Raw genomic sequence first — 16648 nt, forward strand, 5'->3', positions numbered from 1 at the left:
AGCTCCTCCGCACTGCCCCAGTGACACTCGCAGTTGTGCTCGTCCGCAGCAGCGATCCCGCCCCGGAAGACGTCCGCCACCGCGGCGAGCGCCGCGTCCAACCGAAGCCGTGCGGCCTCGGGATCGAGTGTGCTCATGGCACCTGCGCTCTCCGCTACTCCAGCCCCCCCGGAGGCCGAAGAGCGCAGCGTACGGCTCAGCTCTGCGCCATGTCCACGAAGCGTGAGTAGTGGCCCTGGAAGGCCACCGTGATCGTCGCGGTCGGACCGTTACGGTGCTTGGCGACGATCAGGTCGGCCTCGCCGGCGCGGGGGGACTCCTTCTCGTAGGCGTCCTCGCGGTGCAGCAGGATGACCATGTCGGCGTCCTGCTCGATCGAGCCGGACTCGCGCAGGTCGGAGACCATCGGCCGTTTGTCGGTGCGCTGTTCGGGGCCACGGTTCAGCTGGGAGAGCGCGATGACCGGCAACTCCAGCTCCTTGGCCAGCAGCTTGAGGTTTCGGGACATCTCCGAGACCTCCTGCTGGCGGCTCTCGGCCCGGCGCGAGCCGCCGTTCTGCATCAGCTGGAGGTAGTCGATGACGACCAGGCGCAGGTCGTTGCGCTGCTTGAGGCGGCGGCACTTGGCGCGGATCTCCATCATCGACAGGTTCGGGGAGTCGTCGATGTAGAGCGGGGAGTCGTTCAGATCCTGCATGCGCCGCGCGAGGCGGGTCCAGTCCTCGTCCGTCATCGCGCCGGTGCGCATGTGGTGCAGTGCGACCCGGGCCTCCGCCGAGAGCAGACGCATCGCGATCTCGTTGCGCCCCATTTCGAGGGAGAAGAAGACGCTCGGGATCTTGTGCTTGATCGAGCAGGACCGGGCGAAGTCCAGGGCCAGCGTCGAGTTGTGCACGATGATGTCGTCGGCCACGAAGTTGTGGGTTCCGTCGACGGTGAGGTCGAAGACCTCGGCCTCGCCGGCCGGGACGATCGACTCGACCCGGTCCCACTGCACGTCCGACGTCGCGATGTCGACCAGCGCCTGCGAGTCCAGCGCCTTGGCCAACTCCAACAACCGGTGCCGGCTGACCTGCTGGCCCACGTGCCAGTTGTGGTTGCGCGGACGGCCCGTTCGGGCACTGACCTCCGCCCAGCTGCGGTCGCCCTTCTCGGCCTTGATCAGCTCCCACACCTCGGCGGGGATCAGGTCCAGGTTCGGCTGTCCCACTCGCTCACCGCAGGCGGCGAGCACCTCCTCGACCTGACGCTCCTTGGAGAAGATGCCGACCCGCGCGGCAAAGGTGCGGATCTGGTCGATGTCATGGATCAGCACCTGGAAGGCGGGGCGGCGCTGCCCCTGGTAGGCCACCGTCCGCTGCACCACCTTGGCGACGATGCCGAGCCGCAGCAGCAGGTGGGCAACGTCGCGGGCGAGACGCTCACTGACGGAGCAGTAACCGATCTGCGGCTGGTTGGCCGGCTTGGAGACGGACGCCCAACCGTCGGTGGCGTAGAGACGGGAGAGGAACAGCGCGATCTGCGCCTCGGGCAGGCGGAAGATGTCGGCCGGGACGAACTTGTCGTGGCTCCCCTTGCCCATCAGCCCCCACGCCTTGAGGCGCGCGGTCAGCTGGTTGGGGCCGGGCACCCCTGCGGAGAAGTTCAGGCAGCTCGGGTGCTGGTGGTCCTGCGCACCAGCCCGGGAGCAGTCGGCGTCGCTGCAGTCGCGCGGCACCCCGAAGTGCGTGCGCACGAGCAACTCTCGCGCCCAGGCTGCGGCATCCTGCCGGATGGTTTCGGAACAAGCTGTCAGCCGAGGCGTCGCGCCGGTCAGGCAGCCGTCACCGAGAAGGTAGCCGGTGAGCGCGACCAGAGCGCTGGGGACGTCCTTCGAGGCGCCCGCGCGGAGGGTGCGTGCGACGGCGATGCGGTCTCCCGGACGAAGATCCTCCAGCGGAACCCACCCGCGCAACGTGCGGAACGGGTGGTTGGCTGTTGCCGTGGTCGAGCGACCGAGCTGCGTCGTCAGGCCGAAGACCTCCCGACGGCCGTTGGGAATGAAGTCGGACGGCCGCACACCGCGGAGCTGCCAGTCGTCTCCGAGGGTGTCGATCTCCAGGACCTCACCGGCCCTGCCCCGGGCGACGAAATCCGCGATGGTGACGCGCTCGCCGGTCAGCGAGTTGACAACTTGACATGTACCTGCAAGGCACTTGCCCATGGCGGGTCGTGCCGCGACGACGATCATCTGGCCCGGGTGGAGGCCGTTGGTCAGCGAGTCGAGGTCGGCGAAGCCGGTGGGGACGCCGGACATCTGGCCGCTGCGGGAGCCGATGGACTCGATCTCGTCGAGGGCGCCCTCCATGATGTCGGAGAGCGGGGCGTAGTCCTCGTTGGTGCGCTGCTCGGTGACGGCGTAGATCTCCGCCTGGGCGCGGTTGACGATCTCGTCGACGTCGCCCTCGGCGGCGTAGCCCATGCCGGCGATGCGGGTGCCGGCCTCGACCAGACGGCGCAGCACGGCCCGCTCGTGGACGATCTCCGCGTAGTACTCGGCGTTGGCGGCCGTGGGGACGGAGTTGACCAGGGTGTGCAGGTACGAGGGCCCGCCGACACGCGTGATCTCGCCGCGCTTGACCAGCTCGCTGGCGACGGTGATCGGGTCGGCCGGCTCGCCGCGGGCGTAGAGGTCGAGGATGGCGCTGTAGATCAGCTCGTGGGCAGGCCGGTAGTAGTCGCCGGGCTTGAGGACCTCGACGACGTCGGCGATGGCGTCCTTGGAGAGCAGCATGCCGCCGAGCACGGACTGCTCGGCCGCGAGGTCCTGCGGCGGGACGCGCTCGAACCCGTCGGCACCCCCTGCGCCGCCGGCTCCGCCGGAGCCGTCCGCAGAACCGTTACCGCGCTTGTCGCCGTCCCGACCCCCCCGATCGCCGCGGTCACCACGGTCGCCGCGGTCACCACCCTCGCGGCGGCGGGAGAAGGGCAGACGGTCGCCCGGGCCGCCGTCCTCCGGCGGTGCGGCGGGCGGGACCCACTCGTCGTCCGGCGGCGGGGGGACGTCCTCGAACCCGTCGTCGTACGGTGCCCCGCTCATCGGTGCCGCCTTCCGCTGCCTTGCTGCCCTACCCTGCCGTAGCCGTCCATTCAACGGCACGGGTCAGACAATGGCCAAGATGGTTATCCACAGGGGGTGTGGACAGTGGCCCGCTACCTGTGGACAACTGCCGCCAGGCTGTGCACGACGCGGGGGACAACGTGTGGACAACCTCACGTGCCGACCGCAAGGATCGCTCTGACCTGCTAAAACAGTCTCCCTGGTCGGCCTCGTGGAAAAAGTTCGCCGGCCGGCCGAAGATCATGACAAACGGTGCGCGGTCGACTGCGTCACGCAGTGGAAGGTAATGACCAACAATCAGTTGCGGTCATTACCTGTGGATGACTACCGTAGGACCATGAGACTGCGCCCCCTCGACCGCGAGATCCTCGCGCTCGCCCTCCCGGCCTTCGGCGCACTCATCGCCGAGCCGCTCTTCCTGATGGCCGACTCCGCCATCGTCGGGCACCTCGGCACCGCGCAGCTCGCCGGTCTCGGCGTCTCCGCCGCGCTGCTCGCGACGCTCGTCAACGTCTTCGTCTTCCTCGCCTACGCCACCACCGCCGCCGTCGCCCGGCGGATCGGCTCGGGCGACCGCCAGGCCGCGCTCAAGCAGGGCGTCGACGGCATCTGGCTGGCCCTGCTGATCTCCGTCCTGGTCGTGGCCACGGCGATTCCGATAGCCCCGACCGTGGTGCGTCTCTTCGGCGCCTCGTCCACCGCCGCGCCCTACGCCGTCGACTACCTGCGGATCAGCAGCGCCGGCATCCCGGCCATGCTGATCGTCCTCGCCGCCACCGGCGTGCTCCGCGGCCTGCAGGACACCCGAACCCCCCTCGTCGTCGCCGTCGCCGGCTTCTCCGCGAACCTGCTGCTGAACCTGACCCTCGTCTACGGCGCCGGCCTCGGCATCGCCGGCTCGGCGCTCGGCACCGTCATCGCGCAGTGGGGCATGGCCGCCGCCTACCTCACGGTCGTGCTCAGGGGCATCCGCGTCAACCACTCCGGGCCGGGCAGTTGGTGGACCGGGCTGCGCCCCGACGTCCCCGGCATCCGCGCGAGCGCGACGGCCGGAGTGCCGCTGCTGGTCCGCACGCTCAGCCTGCGGGCGATCCTGCTGCTCGCGACGGCCGTGGCCGCGCGCCTGGGCAACACCTCCATCGCGGCGCACCAGATCGCGATGTCGCTCTGGAGCTTTCTCGCGTTCGCCCTGGACGCCATCGCCATCGCGGGCCAGGCCCTGATCGGACGTGCCCTCGGCGGAGGCGACGCGGCGGGCGCGCGGGTGGCGACCCGGCGGATGGTGGAGTGGGGCGCGGGCGCGGGCGTGGTGCTGGGCGCACTGCTGATCGTGGCTCAGCCCCTGTACCTGCCGCTGTTCACCAGCGATCCGGCGGTGCAGCGGCAGTTGCTGCCGGTGCTGGTGGTGGCCGGACTGATGCAGCCCGTCAACGGCGTCGTCTTCGTCCTGGACGGCGTGCTGATGGGGGCCGGCGACGGCCCGTACCTCGCCTGGGCGATGCTGGCGACGCTCCTGCTGTACGCGCCGGTGGCGCTGCTGATGGGCGCCCAGGGGCTCACCGGGCTGTGGATCGCCATCGGCTTCGCCATGGTCGTCCGCGCCGTCTCCATGGCCCTCCGCGCCCGCACGGGTGCCTGGTTGGTGACCGGAGCTGTTCGCGCATAGGGACGGTGACTCTCCCCAGGGGCGCGGGGAGTGCATGGCATGGCGAAGGGGCGCGGGCAGAAGCCCGCGCCCCTTCTCAGCTCAGATGAGCGATCGTCAGGCGGCGACGACGTTGACGCTGATGAGCGCGGCAACCTCGGGGTGCAGCTTGACGGTGACCTGGTGGGCACCGGTGGTCTTGATCGGCGAGCCGATCTCGACGCGGCGCTTGTCGACCAGCGGGCCGTCGACGGCCTTGATGGCCTCGACGACGTCGCCCGGGGTCACCGAGCCGAACAGGCGACCGGCGTCGCCCGCGCGGACGGCCAGCTTGACGGCGAGCGCCTCAAGCTTGGCCTTGACCTCGTTGGCCTGCTCCAGGGTCTGGATCTCGTGGATCTTGCGGGCGCGACGGATCGCGTCCACGTCCTTCTGACCGCCCTTGGTCCAGCGGATGGCGAAGCCACGCGGGACCAGGTAGTTGCGGGCGTACCCGTCCTTGACCTCGACGATGTCGCCGGCGGTACCGAGGCCGGAGACCTCGTTCGTGAGGATGATCTTCATGGTTCGGTCACCCTCCTATTCAGCGAGCGGTCGAGGTGTAGGGCAGCAGAGCGACCTCGCGGCTGTTCTTCACAGCCGTGGCCACGTCGCGCTGGTGCTGGGTGCAGTTGCCGGTCACCCGGCGAGCGCGGATCTTCCCACGGTCGGAGATGAACTTGCGAAGCAGGTTCGTGTCCTTGTAGTCGACGTAGGTGATCTTGTCCTTGCAGAAGACGCAAACCTTCTTCTTAGGCTTGCGCACGGGCGGCTTCGCCATCGTGTACTCCAGTGTTCGTGATCAAGTCTTGTGTTGACCGCTTGCCGCGGTCAGACCGCTGAGCGCGGTCGCCGAGCATCCGTCGTTTAGAACGGGGGCTCGTCCGAGTAGCCGCCGCCGGCCGGGGCACCCCAGCCGCCGCCACTCTGCTGACCTCCGCCGGCCGGTGCGCTGGACGCCCAGGGGTCGTCGGACGGGCCGGACTGGGAGCCACCGCCCCAGCCACCGCCCTGCTGTCCGCCGCCGCTGTAGCCGCTGCCACCCTGCTGGCCGCCGCCGAAGCTGCCGCCGGGACCGCCCGAGCGCTGGGCCCGGGTGACCTTGGCGGTCGCCGAGCGCAGGCTCGGACCGACCTCGTCGACCTCGACCTCGAAGACGGTCCGCTTCTCGCCTTCCTTGGTCTCGTACGAGCGCTGACGCAGGCGGCCCTGCACGATGACGCGCATGCCGCGCTGCAGCGACTCGGCCACGTTCTCCGCGGGCTGCCGCCAGACGTTGCACGTGAGGAAGAGGCTCTCGCCGTCCTTCCACTCGTTGGTCTGGCGGTCGAAGGTGCGGGGGGTCGACGCGATGCGGAACTTCGCGACGGCCGCACCTGACGGGGTGAACCGCAGTTCGGGGTCGTCGACAAGGTTGCCGACAAGGGTGATGACGGTCTCGCCTGCCATGTTCGACCTCTCGGGAGAAGACGTGCGGGATGAGCTGAGGTGCTCGGTTACTCGGATGTTCCGCCCCACTCAGGAGGCGAGAACGACAGTGCTCAGTGGGTGTCCGGGCGCAGGACCTTGGTGCGCAGCACCTGCTCGCTCAGGTTGAGCTGACGGTCCAGCTCCTTGACGACAGCAGGCTCAGCCTTGATGTCGAGCACGGAGTAGATGCCCTCGGACTGCTTCTTGATCTCGTACGCCAGGCGACGACGACCCCAGGTGTCGATCTTCTCGACATTGCCACCGCCGGTGCGGACGACATTGGCGAAGTTCTCGATCAGCGGGGCGACAGCGCGCTCCTCGACGGACGGGTCGAGGATCACCATGACCTCGTAGTGACGCATTTGGAACCCACCTCCTCTGGACTCAGGCGGCCACGGTCTCTCCGTGGCAGGAGGGTCTTCAATTCACGTCGGCAACGGTAGCGACCGCCACTGACAACGTCGGGAACGACGATGCCGGACAGATGCACACCGGTGCAGACGGTCCAGCCTACAGGCACCCGATCGGGGGCTTGAAATCCACCCTCGTATCGCCGCAATCTGTACACATCGGGTAGGAAGCGCACTACTGAACGTAACCAGCCGAGTGCGCAATCGTCTGACCTCCCTAAGGAGGCGGTCCCATGGCCCAGTCAGCCCCGCCGGTCGGTGCCACCGGCCAGGTCGCCAAGCGCAACCCCCTGGCGGCCCTGTTCAACACCGACGGCAAACCCCACCCCCTGGAGAACACGCTCACCGCCGTCACCGCGGTGCTCGGCGTCATCGCCATCGTCACCTGCGCATTCCACAGCCTCCACGTCATCGCTTCGTGGACAGGGCTGGCCGGAGTGGCGACGGCGGCCGTCGCGCAGTACAAGTCGGCGACGACAGCCGAACGCTTCGTCATCGTGGTGGGCGGCGGCATGGCCGCGGTCGGTCTCGGTATCGGGCTCGCCCGCGGTGGGCTGATCTGACCCGGGAGCACCACCGCCTCCCTCGTCACGTCCTGTCACCTCTATGGGGTGCTCCCCCTGGGCAGTAGGCTGCGCACTTGACGCGATCCACGCCCGAGGAGCACCCCCACATGAGCCTGCGCCTGAGGACCATCAGCCGCGAGGAGCACCTGGCCTTCATCCGGAGCCTGCCGTCCGCGAGCCACATGCAGGTGCCCTCGTGGGCGGACGTCAAGGCCGAGTGGCGCAACGAGTCGATCGGCTGGTTCGACGAGCAGGACCGCATGGTCGGCGCCGGCCTGGTCCTCTACCGGCAGCTGCCGAAGGTCAAGCGCTACCTGGCGTACCTCCCCGAGGGTCCGGTGATCGACTGGTTCGACCCGAACCTCGAGGGCTGGCTGCGTCCGATGCTGGACCACCTGAAGGGCCAGGGCGCCTTCACGGTGAAGATGGGCCCGCCGGTGATCATCCGCCGCTGGCAGGCCGAGACCATCAAGAACGCCATCTCCGGCGGCGAGGCCAAGCGCCTGCGCGACATCGAGGCCGACTGGTACGAGCCGCGCGCCATCGACACCGCCGACCGGCTGCGCCGTATGGGCTGGCAGCAGGGCGAGGACGGCGGCGCCGGCTTCGGTGACGTGCAGCCGCGCTACGTCTACCAGGTGCCGCTGGCGAACCGCTCGCTGGACGACATCCTCAAGGGCTTCAACCAGCTGTGGCGCCGCAACATCAAGAAGGCCGAGAAGGCCGGCGTCGAGATCGTCCAGGGCGGCTACGACGACCTGCCCGTCTTCCACCAGCTCTACCTGGAGACGGCGGAGCGCGACAAGTTCATCCCGCGCCCGCTCTCCTACTTCCAGCGCCAGTGGCGCGCACTGACGGCCGAGGACCCGAACCGGATGCGCCTGTACCTGGCGTACCACGAGGGCGACCCGCTGGCCGGCACCACGATGATCACGGTCGGCCAGCACGTCTGGTACTCCTACGGCGCCTCCACCGTGCACAAGCGCGAGGTGCAGCCGAACAACGCCATCCAGTGGCGGATGCTGCGCGACGCGTACGCGCTCGGCGCGACCGTCTACGACCTGCGCGGCATCAGCGACACCCTGGACGAGACCGATCACCTCTTCGGCCTGATCCGCTTCAAGGTGGGCACCGGCGGCCAGGCGGCTGAGTACCTGGGCGAGTGGGACTTCCCGCTCAACAAGTTGCTGCACAAGGCTCTCGACATGTACATGCAGCGTCGCTGACACTACGTCCGCGTACGCTTCAATCCCGGAACGACCGACACCGGAACGTGGAAGGCCCTCCCATGGCGCTCAGTATGTACGTGGACACCCCTCGCTGGCGTGACCACCAGCGCAAGGTGCTGGGGGCCTTCCCCGGCCTGGTCCCGGTCGCCAAGGGCAACGGCTACGGCTTCCGCAACGCCCGGCTCGCCGAGGAGGCCACCCGCCTCGGCGCCGACATGCTGGCCGTCGGCACCGCCTACGAGGCCGCCGAGCTGAAGGACTTCTTCGGCCGCGACCTGATCGTGCTCACCCCGTACCGCATCGGCGAGGACCCGGTCCCGCTGCCGCACCGGGTCATCCGCACGGTCGGCTCCGTCGACGGCGTCCGCGCCCTGGTCGGCGGCCGGGTGATCGTGGAGTGCATGACGAGCATGCGCCGCCACGGCATCAACCCCGAGGACCTGCCGAAGCTGCGCATGGCCATCGACGACGTCCGGCTGGAGGGCTTCGCCGTCCACCTGCCCATGGACCGCCCCGACGGCGTCGACCCGGTCGGCGAGACCGCCCGCTGGGTCGACCAGCTGCGCACGGCGGGCCTGCCGGTCCGCACCATGTTCGTCAGCCACCTCTCCGCCCCGGAGATGGAGCAGCTCCAGGGCTGGTACCCGGAGGTCCGGTTCCGCGCCCGCATCGGCACCCAGCTGTGGCTGGGCGACCACGAGGCGATCGAGAGCCGCGGCACGGTCATGGACGTGCACCGGATGACCAAGGGCGACCGCTTCGGCTACCGCCAGCACCGCGTCGCGGGCGACGGCCACCTGCTCGTCGTCGCCGGCGGCACGGCCCACGGCGTGGGCCTGGAGGCCCCGAAGAACATGTCCGGGCTGACGCCCCGCGCCAAGAACCTCGCCCGCGCGGGCCTGGCCACCCTGGGCCGCAACACCTCGCCGTTCACCTGGAACGGCACCAAGCTCGGCTTCGCCGAGCCCCCGCACATGCAGGTCTCCCTGCTCTGGGTCCCGGGCGAGGTGGCTCCGCCGGCGGTGGGCGAGGAGCTGAAGGCAACGCTGCGCCACACCACGACGCTGTTCGACCGCATCGTCGACCGGCACTGAGCCTCAGGGCGCAGTCGCACGGTCCAGGGGCGCGGGGAACCGCGCGACAAGCCACCGACACGCGGATGGCCCTCCACACGCAGGGCCATCCGCACAGGGTGGTTTCTCGCGCAGTTCCCCGCGCCCCTCCTGTCGTTACCCGTCGAGTTGTCGTTACCCGTCGAGCGAAGAGCTCCCCACGGCGTAACTGGTCGCACCAGAAGGGCGCTGCGGCGGCGCCTGGACCTTGACGCCGGTGAGGGTGAAGACGTCCGCGGCACCGTCCAGCACGCCGCCCGAGGGGTCGTCGCTGCCGTCCGCGCGGACCGGGTCGGAGGCCGGGGAGAGGATGTCCCGGACGATGATGACCACGAGGTAGAGCGTGCCCAGGATGTGCACGGCGATCGACGCGTGGTACCAGTCCGGCGGCAGGCCCTTCTGGTCGCCGGAGGCCCCGTAGGCGAGGTAGTACCAGACGCCGAGGAAGTACAGGACCTCGCACGCCTGCCAGACCAGGAAGTCCCGCCAGCGCGGTCGCGCCAGCACCGCCAGCGGCAGCAGCCACAGCACGTACTGCGGCGAGTAGACCTTGTTGGTCAGCGTGAACGCCGCGATCACCAGGAACGCCAGCTGCGCGAAGCGGGGCCTGCGGCGTGCGGCGAGGGCCAGCCAGCCGATGCCGAGGCAGCACACGATCAGCAGGATCGCCACGATCGTGTTGACCGTGTTGGTGTCGACGTTCAGCCAGTTGTTCTGGGTGAGGATCAGCCAGAACGAGCCGAAGTCCACCCCGCGCGACTCACTGAAGGTGTAGAACGTCGCCCAGCCGCTGAAGTTGGCCACCATGAACGGGATGTCCACCAGCAGCCAGGCCACGGCCGCACCCGCGAAGGCCTGGCCGAACTCCCGCATCCGCCCGGCGCGCAGACACAGCACCAGCAGCGGGCCCAGCAGGAACACCGGGTAGAGCTTGGCCGCCGTCGCCAGACCGATCAGCACGCCCGCCCAGACCGGGTAGCGGCGCGCCCACAGCGCCATGCCGACCGCGGCCAGCGCGACCGCGAGCATGTCCCAGTTGATCGTCCCGTCCAGCGCCAGCACCGGCGCGAGCGCGAACAGCAGGGCGTCCCACGGACGACGGCGGTGCGTGCGCGACAGCGCGACCACGGCCACGACCGCGCAGACCATCAGCATGCCCGCGTTGACCAGGTAGAAGATCTGCTCCCGGTAGACCTCCGCGCCGCCCATCGGCGTCAGCTGCGCCGCGCCCCAGACGAAGAGCCCGGTGAGCACCGGGTACTCCAGGTACTGCATGGTCGGGTCGGTCGGGTTGGGGATCTTGTCGACGTAGGGGATGTTGCCGGGCAGGTTGAAGCCGCGCAGCGAGAACAGGTGCGGGATGTCGCTGTAGCAGGCGTGGTCGTACTGCGCGGAGGCGCCGTAGAACCAGCCGCTGTCGTAGCAGGGCACCTTCTGGATCATGCCGAGGGCCCAGACCACCACGGTGATGACGGCCAGCACGCGCGCCGCCGTCCACCAGCTCACCCCGAGCAGCGCGTGCCGACCGGGCGCGCCGCCGATCAGCTCGCTGGCGGCCGCGGAGACCGGGTCCTCGTCCGCGGGCACGACGACGGTGTCCTCCGGCGGCGGCACGGGCAGCGTCGGCCGCGCCGCGGCGGGCGCTGCCTCGGCGTCCTCCTCCGGCCCGGCCCAGGCGTGCGGCGCTGGCTCGTCTGCCTGACCGGCGTCGCCGGCCTGCTGGTCACTCGACGTCATACCGCTCATCCTGCCGCACGTTCCTTTCCAGGGGTTGTGGACAACGCGCTGCCCCCGCGCCTCACCGCTTCTACCGTCGCGCCGCCGCACCGGCCCTGGGCCCTGCTCGGCCCTACGCCAGGCGGCCCCCACCCTTCCGGGTCGGGGCCGCCTGGCGCTCACTGCTCTGACGTCGCTAACCGCCGTTGGGTTGCGCCTGTCCACCGGGACCGGGTAGTCCCGAGCTGGCGCTCGGGCTGGGGTGGTGCTTACCCCCGCCTTGCGTCGGGTTCGAGGTGGGGCAGGTGCCCAGCGCGATCTCGATGTCCGAGCAGGCGGTCGACGAGCTCGACGGCGTGCCGCTGGGGCTCGACGAGGCCGACGCCGACGACGAGGCGCTGGCACTCGCCGAGGCGGACGCGCTCGCGGAGGCGGACGCCGACGCGGTCGGCGCGCCGGGCTCGTTGCCACCCGGGGGCATCAGCTGCGGCGGCGTGAAGGTGAGCACCGGCTGACCGTTCAGGGCGTTGCTCATGTAGTCGACCCAGACCTGCGTCGGCATGACGGCACCGTAGACCTTGGAGTAGCCGCCGACGCCCTTCATGGTCTGCAGACCCTGGTTGTTCGGGTCTTCCTTGAACATGACGACCGAGGTGGCGAGCTGCGGCGTGTAGCCGATGAACCAGGCCGAGTGGTAGTCGTCGGTGGTACCGGTCTTGCCGGCCACCTCGCGGCCGGGCAGCTGGGCGTTGGTGCCCGTACCCCGCTCGACGACGCCCTGGAGCACCTTGGTCACCGAGTTGGCGATGTTCGCGTCCAGGGCCGGTGTGGCGTTCGTCTTGGGCAACCAGCTCTGCACCTGGCCGTCGTAGGAGACCTTGCTCACCGAGTACGGGTCGTGCTCGGTGCCCTGGTTGGCGAAGGTCGCGTAGACGTTGGCCATGCGGATGGCACTGGGCGTCGAGGTACCGATGAAGAAGCCGGCAGAGGGGTTCTCCAGAGTGGACTTGTCCAGCCCAAGGCTCTCGGCCGTGTCCTCGACCGGCTTGTAACCGACGTCCTCACCCAGCTGCACGTACGGCGTGTTGATGGACTGCTCCATCGCGAAGCTCAGCGGCTTGTACCCGTACTTGATGTCGGAGTCGTTCGCCTGGTGCAGCAGACCGTCCGGCTCGGGGCAGGCCGACTGGTTGGACTTGTCCGTGAGGTAGTTGCCCTGCTGGTCGTGGATCTTCAGGCAGGGGTCCGCGTCGTACTTGCTCGACGGAGTGATCGGCGTGCGCGTCGTGGACCCGGGCGAGGTGATCGCGCCGTTCTTCATCGCCGAGGCCAGCACGATCGGCTTGAACGTCGAGCCCACCGGCACACCGAAGCTGTTGGCGTTGTCGGTGTAGTGGCCCTTGTCGATGCCCGCGCCGCCGTAGATGGCCAGGATGGCACCGGTGCGCGGGTCCACGGACGCGGCGCCCACCTGGACGTTCTTGTCCGCGGCGCCGTGCAGCTTCGGGTTGATGTGCTGCGACTCCATCTTGGCGACGGCCGCGCTGAGCTGGTTGACCTTCGTCTCGTCGAAGGTCGTGTAGATGCTGTAGCCGCCCTGCGCCATCTGAGCCTCGCCCAGGTGGTTGTTGGAGTGCTGCTCGGCGTAGTTCTGCGCCAGGTCGACGAGGTAACCGACCTGACCCTTGAGCTCCTGGTGCGGCACCCACGCCTTCGGCGTGGGGAAGCCCTTGGCGAAGGCCGCGTCGTGGTCGGCCTGCGTCATCCAGTTGTTCACGACCATGCGGTTCAGCACGTACTGCCAACGGCCGATGGCACGCTGCTTGGCGGCCTGGTCGGCGAGCACGTTCTGCATCGTGCTGGGCTCGTTCACCGTGGCGGCGATGAAAGCGCCCTCGGAGAGCGTCAACTGCCCGACGTGCACGCCGTAGTAGGCCTCGGCCGCGGCCTCGATGCCGTAGGCGCCGCGGCCGTAGTAGTTGGTGTTGAGGTAGCCCGTCAGCACGTCGTCCTTGGACAGGCCACCGTTGCCGATCTTGAAGGAAATCAGGATCTCGTTGAGCTTACGCGTCGCGGTCTGGGCGCTGTTCAGGTAGACGTTCTTGACGTACTGCTGCGTGATGGTCGAACCCGACTGGACACTGCCGCCGGTGGCCATGTTCTTGACGGCGCGCAGGATGGACATGGGATCGACACCGCTGTTGGTCTCGAACGTCTCGTCCTCGGCCGCCATGAAGTCGTGCTGGACGTCCTTCGGGACTTGACCGAGCTGGACGTTCTGGCGGTTGTAGCCGGTCTTGGCCATCACCTTGCCGTCGGCCCAGTAGAAGATGTTGCCCTGCTTCAGGCTGTCGGCGTTCTGGACCGTCGGGATCTGGGCGTTCGCGTACGCGTAGCCGACGAGTGCGGTCAGACCACCGATGAAGATCAGGAAGCAGCTGGTGACCAGCTTCCACGAGGGCAGCCACCGGCGGACGCCGGACTTCCCCCAGCGCGGGTAGTCGATGAACCGCTTCGGCCGGGGCCCGTTCGGGCCCTTACCGCCGCGGCCGGCAGGGCCGCGGCCGCCACCGTTGCCGCCACCGCCGCCCTTGCCCTGCGCCGCGCGGCGCATCTCGGCGCGGGTCATCCGCGGCTGGGCGGCCGTGCCGCCGGCGGGGCCGCCGCCGGGCTGGGGCCGCGCCGTACGACGTGGGGGCATGCCGCTGCTCTGGTGCGCACTCGTCTGGCCGCGACCCGCATCGGTCGGTCCCGTGGGGCGACGGCCGCCGTACTGCGGCTGCTGCGGCTGCTGCGACTGCGGCGTTCTGCGCCGGTGTTCGCTCATCCTGCTTCCAGCTGTTCCTCGGACTGAAGGCTGCGCTGCGGCTGCCTGAAGGCGGTGGTCGTGATCCCCCATGGCGACGCGGCCCCAAGAGGCCAGAGTCCGCCGAGGACGGGGACGCCACTGGGACGCCCGTGGTTCCCGGGGCTCCCGTAGCTCCTGGCGGCTTTCTGCATAGGCGACAGAGTACGCAGGCTGGGAAGGGCTCTAACCGGGCGTCAACTCCCATTTGGGACATATCGCCGACAGATCCTTATCAAAGGTCAGCCAAACTCCCGTGCATCACGCACAGAACCTCCTTCGACCCGGTCTTCCACGGGCCCTCCTTACACAGAACCGACAACTGTGAGAGCCACCACCACGAACCCCGGGGACCCCCCTCTTGCCGCCGCCACACCGTCGTCATATCGTCTCGATGTATCGGTTCGATACATCGCAGTGGCATACTCGTGATGACGACAGCGGGACCGGTCGAACGCAGCGGACACCGAAGGAGGCGAAGCCGGATCATGAGCAGGCGCTCGGGCATCCTGGAATTCGCCGTCCTCGGACTGCTGCACGACTCGCCCATGCACGGTTACGAGCTGCGCAAGCGGCTCAACGTGCTGCTCGGCTCGTTCCGTGCCTTCTCCTACGGCACGCTCTACCCCTGCCTGAAGGGCCTCGTGGCCCAGGGCTACCTGGTCGAGGACAACCCCGACGCCGAGTACATCCCCGCAACCGCCCTGAACGGCAAGCGATCGAAGATCGTCTACCGGCTGACCGGCGAGGGCAAGCAGCGCTTCGAGGAGCTGCTGGCCGACTCCGGTCCCGATGCCTGGGAGGACGAGCACTTCGGTGTTCACTTCGCCTTCTTCGGCCAGACCGACAAGGCCGTGCGCATGCGCGTGCTGGAGGGTCGCCGGAACCGGCTGGAGGAACGCCTGGAGAGGATGCGCGCATCACTTGCGCGCACCCGCGAGCGCTTGGACGCCTACACCCTCGAACTGCAGCGCCACGGCCTTGAGTCGGTCGAGCGCGAGGTCCGCTGGCTCAACGAGCTGATCGAGACCGAGCGCGCGAACCGCGGCGGCCGCGGCCACGCCACCGCCCCACCGGGCGGGGACGAGTAGCAGGAGCACCATGCGGGCGGCCGGGGGAGCGCCGACGTTCGGCACGACCTACCGCATGACCTAGAGACGTACCGCATTGACTGAAGGCAGAGACCCGTGCCGCAGCACGAGTCTCACGAGTAACAAGGAGCAACCGGAATGAGTTCGGTTCGCGTAGCCATCGTGGGTGTCGGCAACTGCGCCGCTTCCCTGGTGCAGGGTGTCGAGTACTACAAGGACGCCGACCCGAACAGCCGCGTGCCGGGCCTCATGCACGTGCAGTTCGGTGACTACCACGTCAAGGACGTGGAGTTCGTGGCAGCGTTCGACGTGGACGCCAAGAAGGTCGGCCTCGACCTGGCGGACGCCATCGGCGCCTCCGAGAACAACACCATCAAGATCTGCGACGTTCCGTCGACCGGTGTCCAGGTCCAGCGCGGCCACACCCTCGACGGCCTCGGCAAGTACTACCTGGAGACCATCCAGGAGTCCACCGAGGAGCCGGTCGACGTGGTCCAGGTCCTCAAGGACCGCCAGGTCGACGTCCTGGTCTGCTACCTGCCCGTCGGTTCCGAGGCCGCGGCGAAGTTCTACGCCCAGTGCGCCATCGACGCCAAGGTCGCCTTCGTCAACGCCCTCCCGGTCTTCATCGCCGGCACCAAGGAGTGGGCGGACAAGTTCACCGAGGCCGGTGTGCCGATCGTCGGTGACGACATCAAGTCCCAGGTCGGCGCGACCATCACGCACCGCGTGATGGCGAAGCTGTTCGAGGACCGCGGTGTCATCCTCGAGCGCACCATGCAGCTGAACGTCGGCGGCAACATGGACTTCAAGAACATGCTCGAGCGCGAGCGCCTGGAGTCCAAGAAGATCTCCAAGACGCAGGCCGTCACCTCGCAGATCCGTGACCGCGAGCTGGGCGCCAAGAACGTCCACATCGGCCCGTCCGACTACGTCGCGTGGCTCGACGACCGCAAGTGGGCCTACGTCCGCCTCGAGGGCCGCGCCTTCGGTGACGTTCCGCTGAACCTGGAGTACAAGCTCGAGGTCTGGGACTCCCCGAACTCCGCCGGCGTCATCATCGACGCCGTGCGTGCGGCGAAGATCGCCAAGGACCGCGGCATCGGTGGCCCGATCCTGTCGGCGTCCTCGTACTTCATGAAGTCCCCGCCGGTTCAGTACTTCGACGACGAGGCCAAGGAGAACGTCGAGAAGTTCATCCGCGGCGAGGTCGAGCGCTAAGCGCTTACCGCAAGGCGCCCAGGCCCCCGCATGCCGTCAGGTATGTGGGGGCCTTTGCCATGCACCACCTCGGGGGCGCGAGGAACTGCGCGAGCAGCCCGCCGAGGCGGATGGCCCTGCCCGCTCGGGATCTCAGGGCCCACGGTGGCTTTTCGCGCAGTTCCCCGCGCCCCTGAGGTGGCTGCCGCCCGAGTGGCGTGCACA

13 protein-coding genes are annotated in these 16648 nt (G+C 68.9%); 6 read left to right on the forward strand and 7 right to left on the reverse strand.

The annotated features are described in order from the left end of the window. Positions 1–196: 196 nt before the first annotated feature. Positions 197–3079 (reverse strand): replicative DNA helicase, encoded by a 2883-nt coding sequence (dnaB, locus tag BMY61_RS44005; protein WP_082015590.1) that lies wholly within the window; start codon positions 3077–3079, stop codon positions 197–199. A 358-nt stretch (positions 3080–3437) separates the two neighbouring features. Here dnaB and BMY61_RS07285 point away from each other — a divergent pair, with 358 nt between their 5' ends. Beyond that, entirely contained in the window at positions 3438–4766 is a 1329-nt protein-coding gene (locus BMY61_RS07285) for an MATE family efflux transporter (protein WP_143094213.1), read from the forward strand. 96 nt (positions 4767–4862) lie between these two features. Here BMY61_RS07285 and rplI read toward each other — a convergent pair whose 3' ends face one another. The 4 genes from rplI to rpsF form a co-directional block, all read right to left on the reverse strand. Next, complete coding sequence (rplI, locus tag BMY61_RS07290) at positions 4863–5309, reverse strand: 50S ribosomal protein L9 (protein ID WP_042415839.1); 447 nt, start codon at positions 5307–5309, stop codon at positions 4863–4865. A 19-nt stretch (positions 5310–5328) separates the two neighbouring features. After that, complete coding sequence (rpsR, locus tag BMY61_RS07295; RefSeq protein ID WP_030254746.1) at positions 5329–5565, reverse strand: 30S ribosomal protein S18; 237 nt, start codon at positions 5563–5565, stop codon at positions 5329–5331. Between the two features lie 86 nt (positions 5566–5651). Beyond that, the gene (locus BMY61_RS07300) at positions 5652–6233 is read right to left on the reverse strand and encodes a single-stranded DNA-binding protein (RefSeq protein WP_042458361.1); all 582 of its coding nucleotides are present in this window, start codon (positions 6231–6233) and stop codon (positions 5652–5654) included. Positions 6234–6325: 92 nt separating this feature from the next. Then, positions 6326–6616 carry a 30S ribosomal protein S6 gene (gene rpsF, locus BMY61_RS07305; RefSeq protein ID WP_042458364.1) on the reverse strand — a complete coding sequence of 97 codons (291 nt, stop codon included), beginning with the start codon at positions 6614–6616 and terminating at the stop codon, positions 6326–6328. 281 nt (positions 6617–6897) lie between these two features. Between rpsF and BMY61_RS07310 the strand changes: the two genes are divergently transcribed. The 3 genes from BMY61_RS07310 to BMY61_RS07320 all read left to right on the forward strand — a co-directional run bounded on the left by BMY61_RS07310 (position 6898) and on the right by BMY61_RS07320 (position 9553). Beyond that, entirely contained in the window at positions 6898–7227 is a 330-nt protein-coding gene (locus BMY61_RS07310) for a hypothetical protein (protein WP_236656624.1), read from the forward strand. A 110-nt stretch (positions 7228–7337) separates the two neighbouring features. After that, the gene (locus BMY61_RS07315) at positions 7338–8456 is read left to right on the forward strand and encodes a lipid II:glycine glycyltransferase FemX (protein WP_042458367.1); all 1119 of its coding nucleotides are present in this window, start codon (positions 7338–7340) and stop codon (positions 8454–8456) included. 62 nt (positions 8457–8518) lie between these two features. Then, positions 8519–9553 (forward strand): alanine racemase, encoded by a 1035-nt coding sequence (locus BMY61_RS07320; RefSeq protein WP_042458369.1) that lies wholly within the window; start codon positions 8519–8521, stop codon positions 9551–9553. Positions 9554–9706: 153 nt separating this feature from the next. On the opposite strand, the gene BMY61_RS07325 is transcribed toward BMY61_RS07320, so the two are convergent. Further along, on the reverse strand, positions 9707–11308 hold the full coding sequence (locus BMY61_RS07325; RefSeq protein WP_052439435.1) for a glycosyltransferase family 87 protein: 1602 nt from the start codon (positions 11306–11308) through the stop codon (positions 9707–9709). 175 nt (positions 11309–11483) lie between these two features. After that, positions 11484–14114, reverse strand: coding sequence for a transglycosylase domain-containing protein (locus BMY61_RS07330; RefSeq protein ID WP_052439436.1), 2631 nt, complete (start codon positions 14112–14114; stop codon positions 11484–11486). A 506-nt stretch (positions 14115–14620) separates the two neighbouring features. Between BMY61_RS07330 and BMY61_RS07335 the strand changes: the two genes are divergently transcribed. Continuing rightward, positions 14621–15223: a PadR family transcriptional regulator gene (locus BMY61_RS07335; RefSeq protein WP_042458378.1), complete on the forward strand. Its 603-nt coding sequence runs from the start codon at positions 14621–14623 to the stop codon at positions 15221–15223. Positions 15224–15361: 138 nt separating this feature from the next. After that, entirely contained in the window at positions 15362–16444 is a 1083-nt protein-coding gene (locus BMY61_RS07340) for an inositol-3-phosphate synthase (RefSeq protein ID WP_042458381.1), read from the forward strand. Positions 16445–16648: the final 204 nt, after the last annotated feature.

This window comes from Streptacidiphilus jiangxiensis, assembly GCF_900109465.1.
GTDB classification, from domain to species: domain Bacteria; phylum Actinomycetota; class Actinomycetes; order Streptomycetales; family Streptomycetaceae; genus Streptacidiphilus; species Streptacidiphilus jiangxiensis.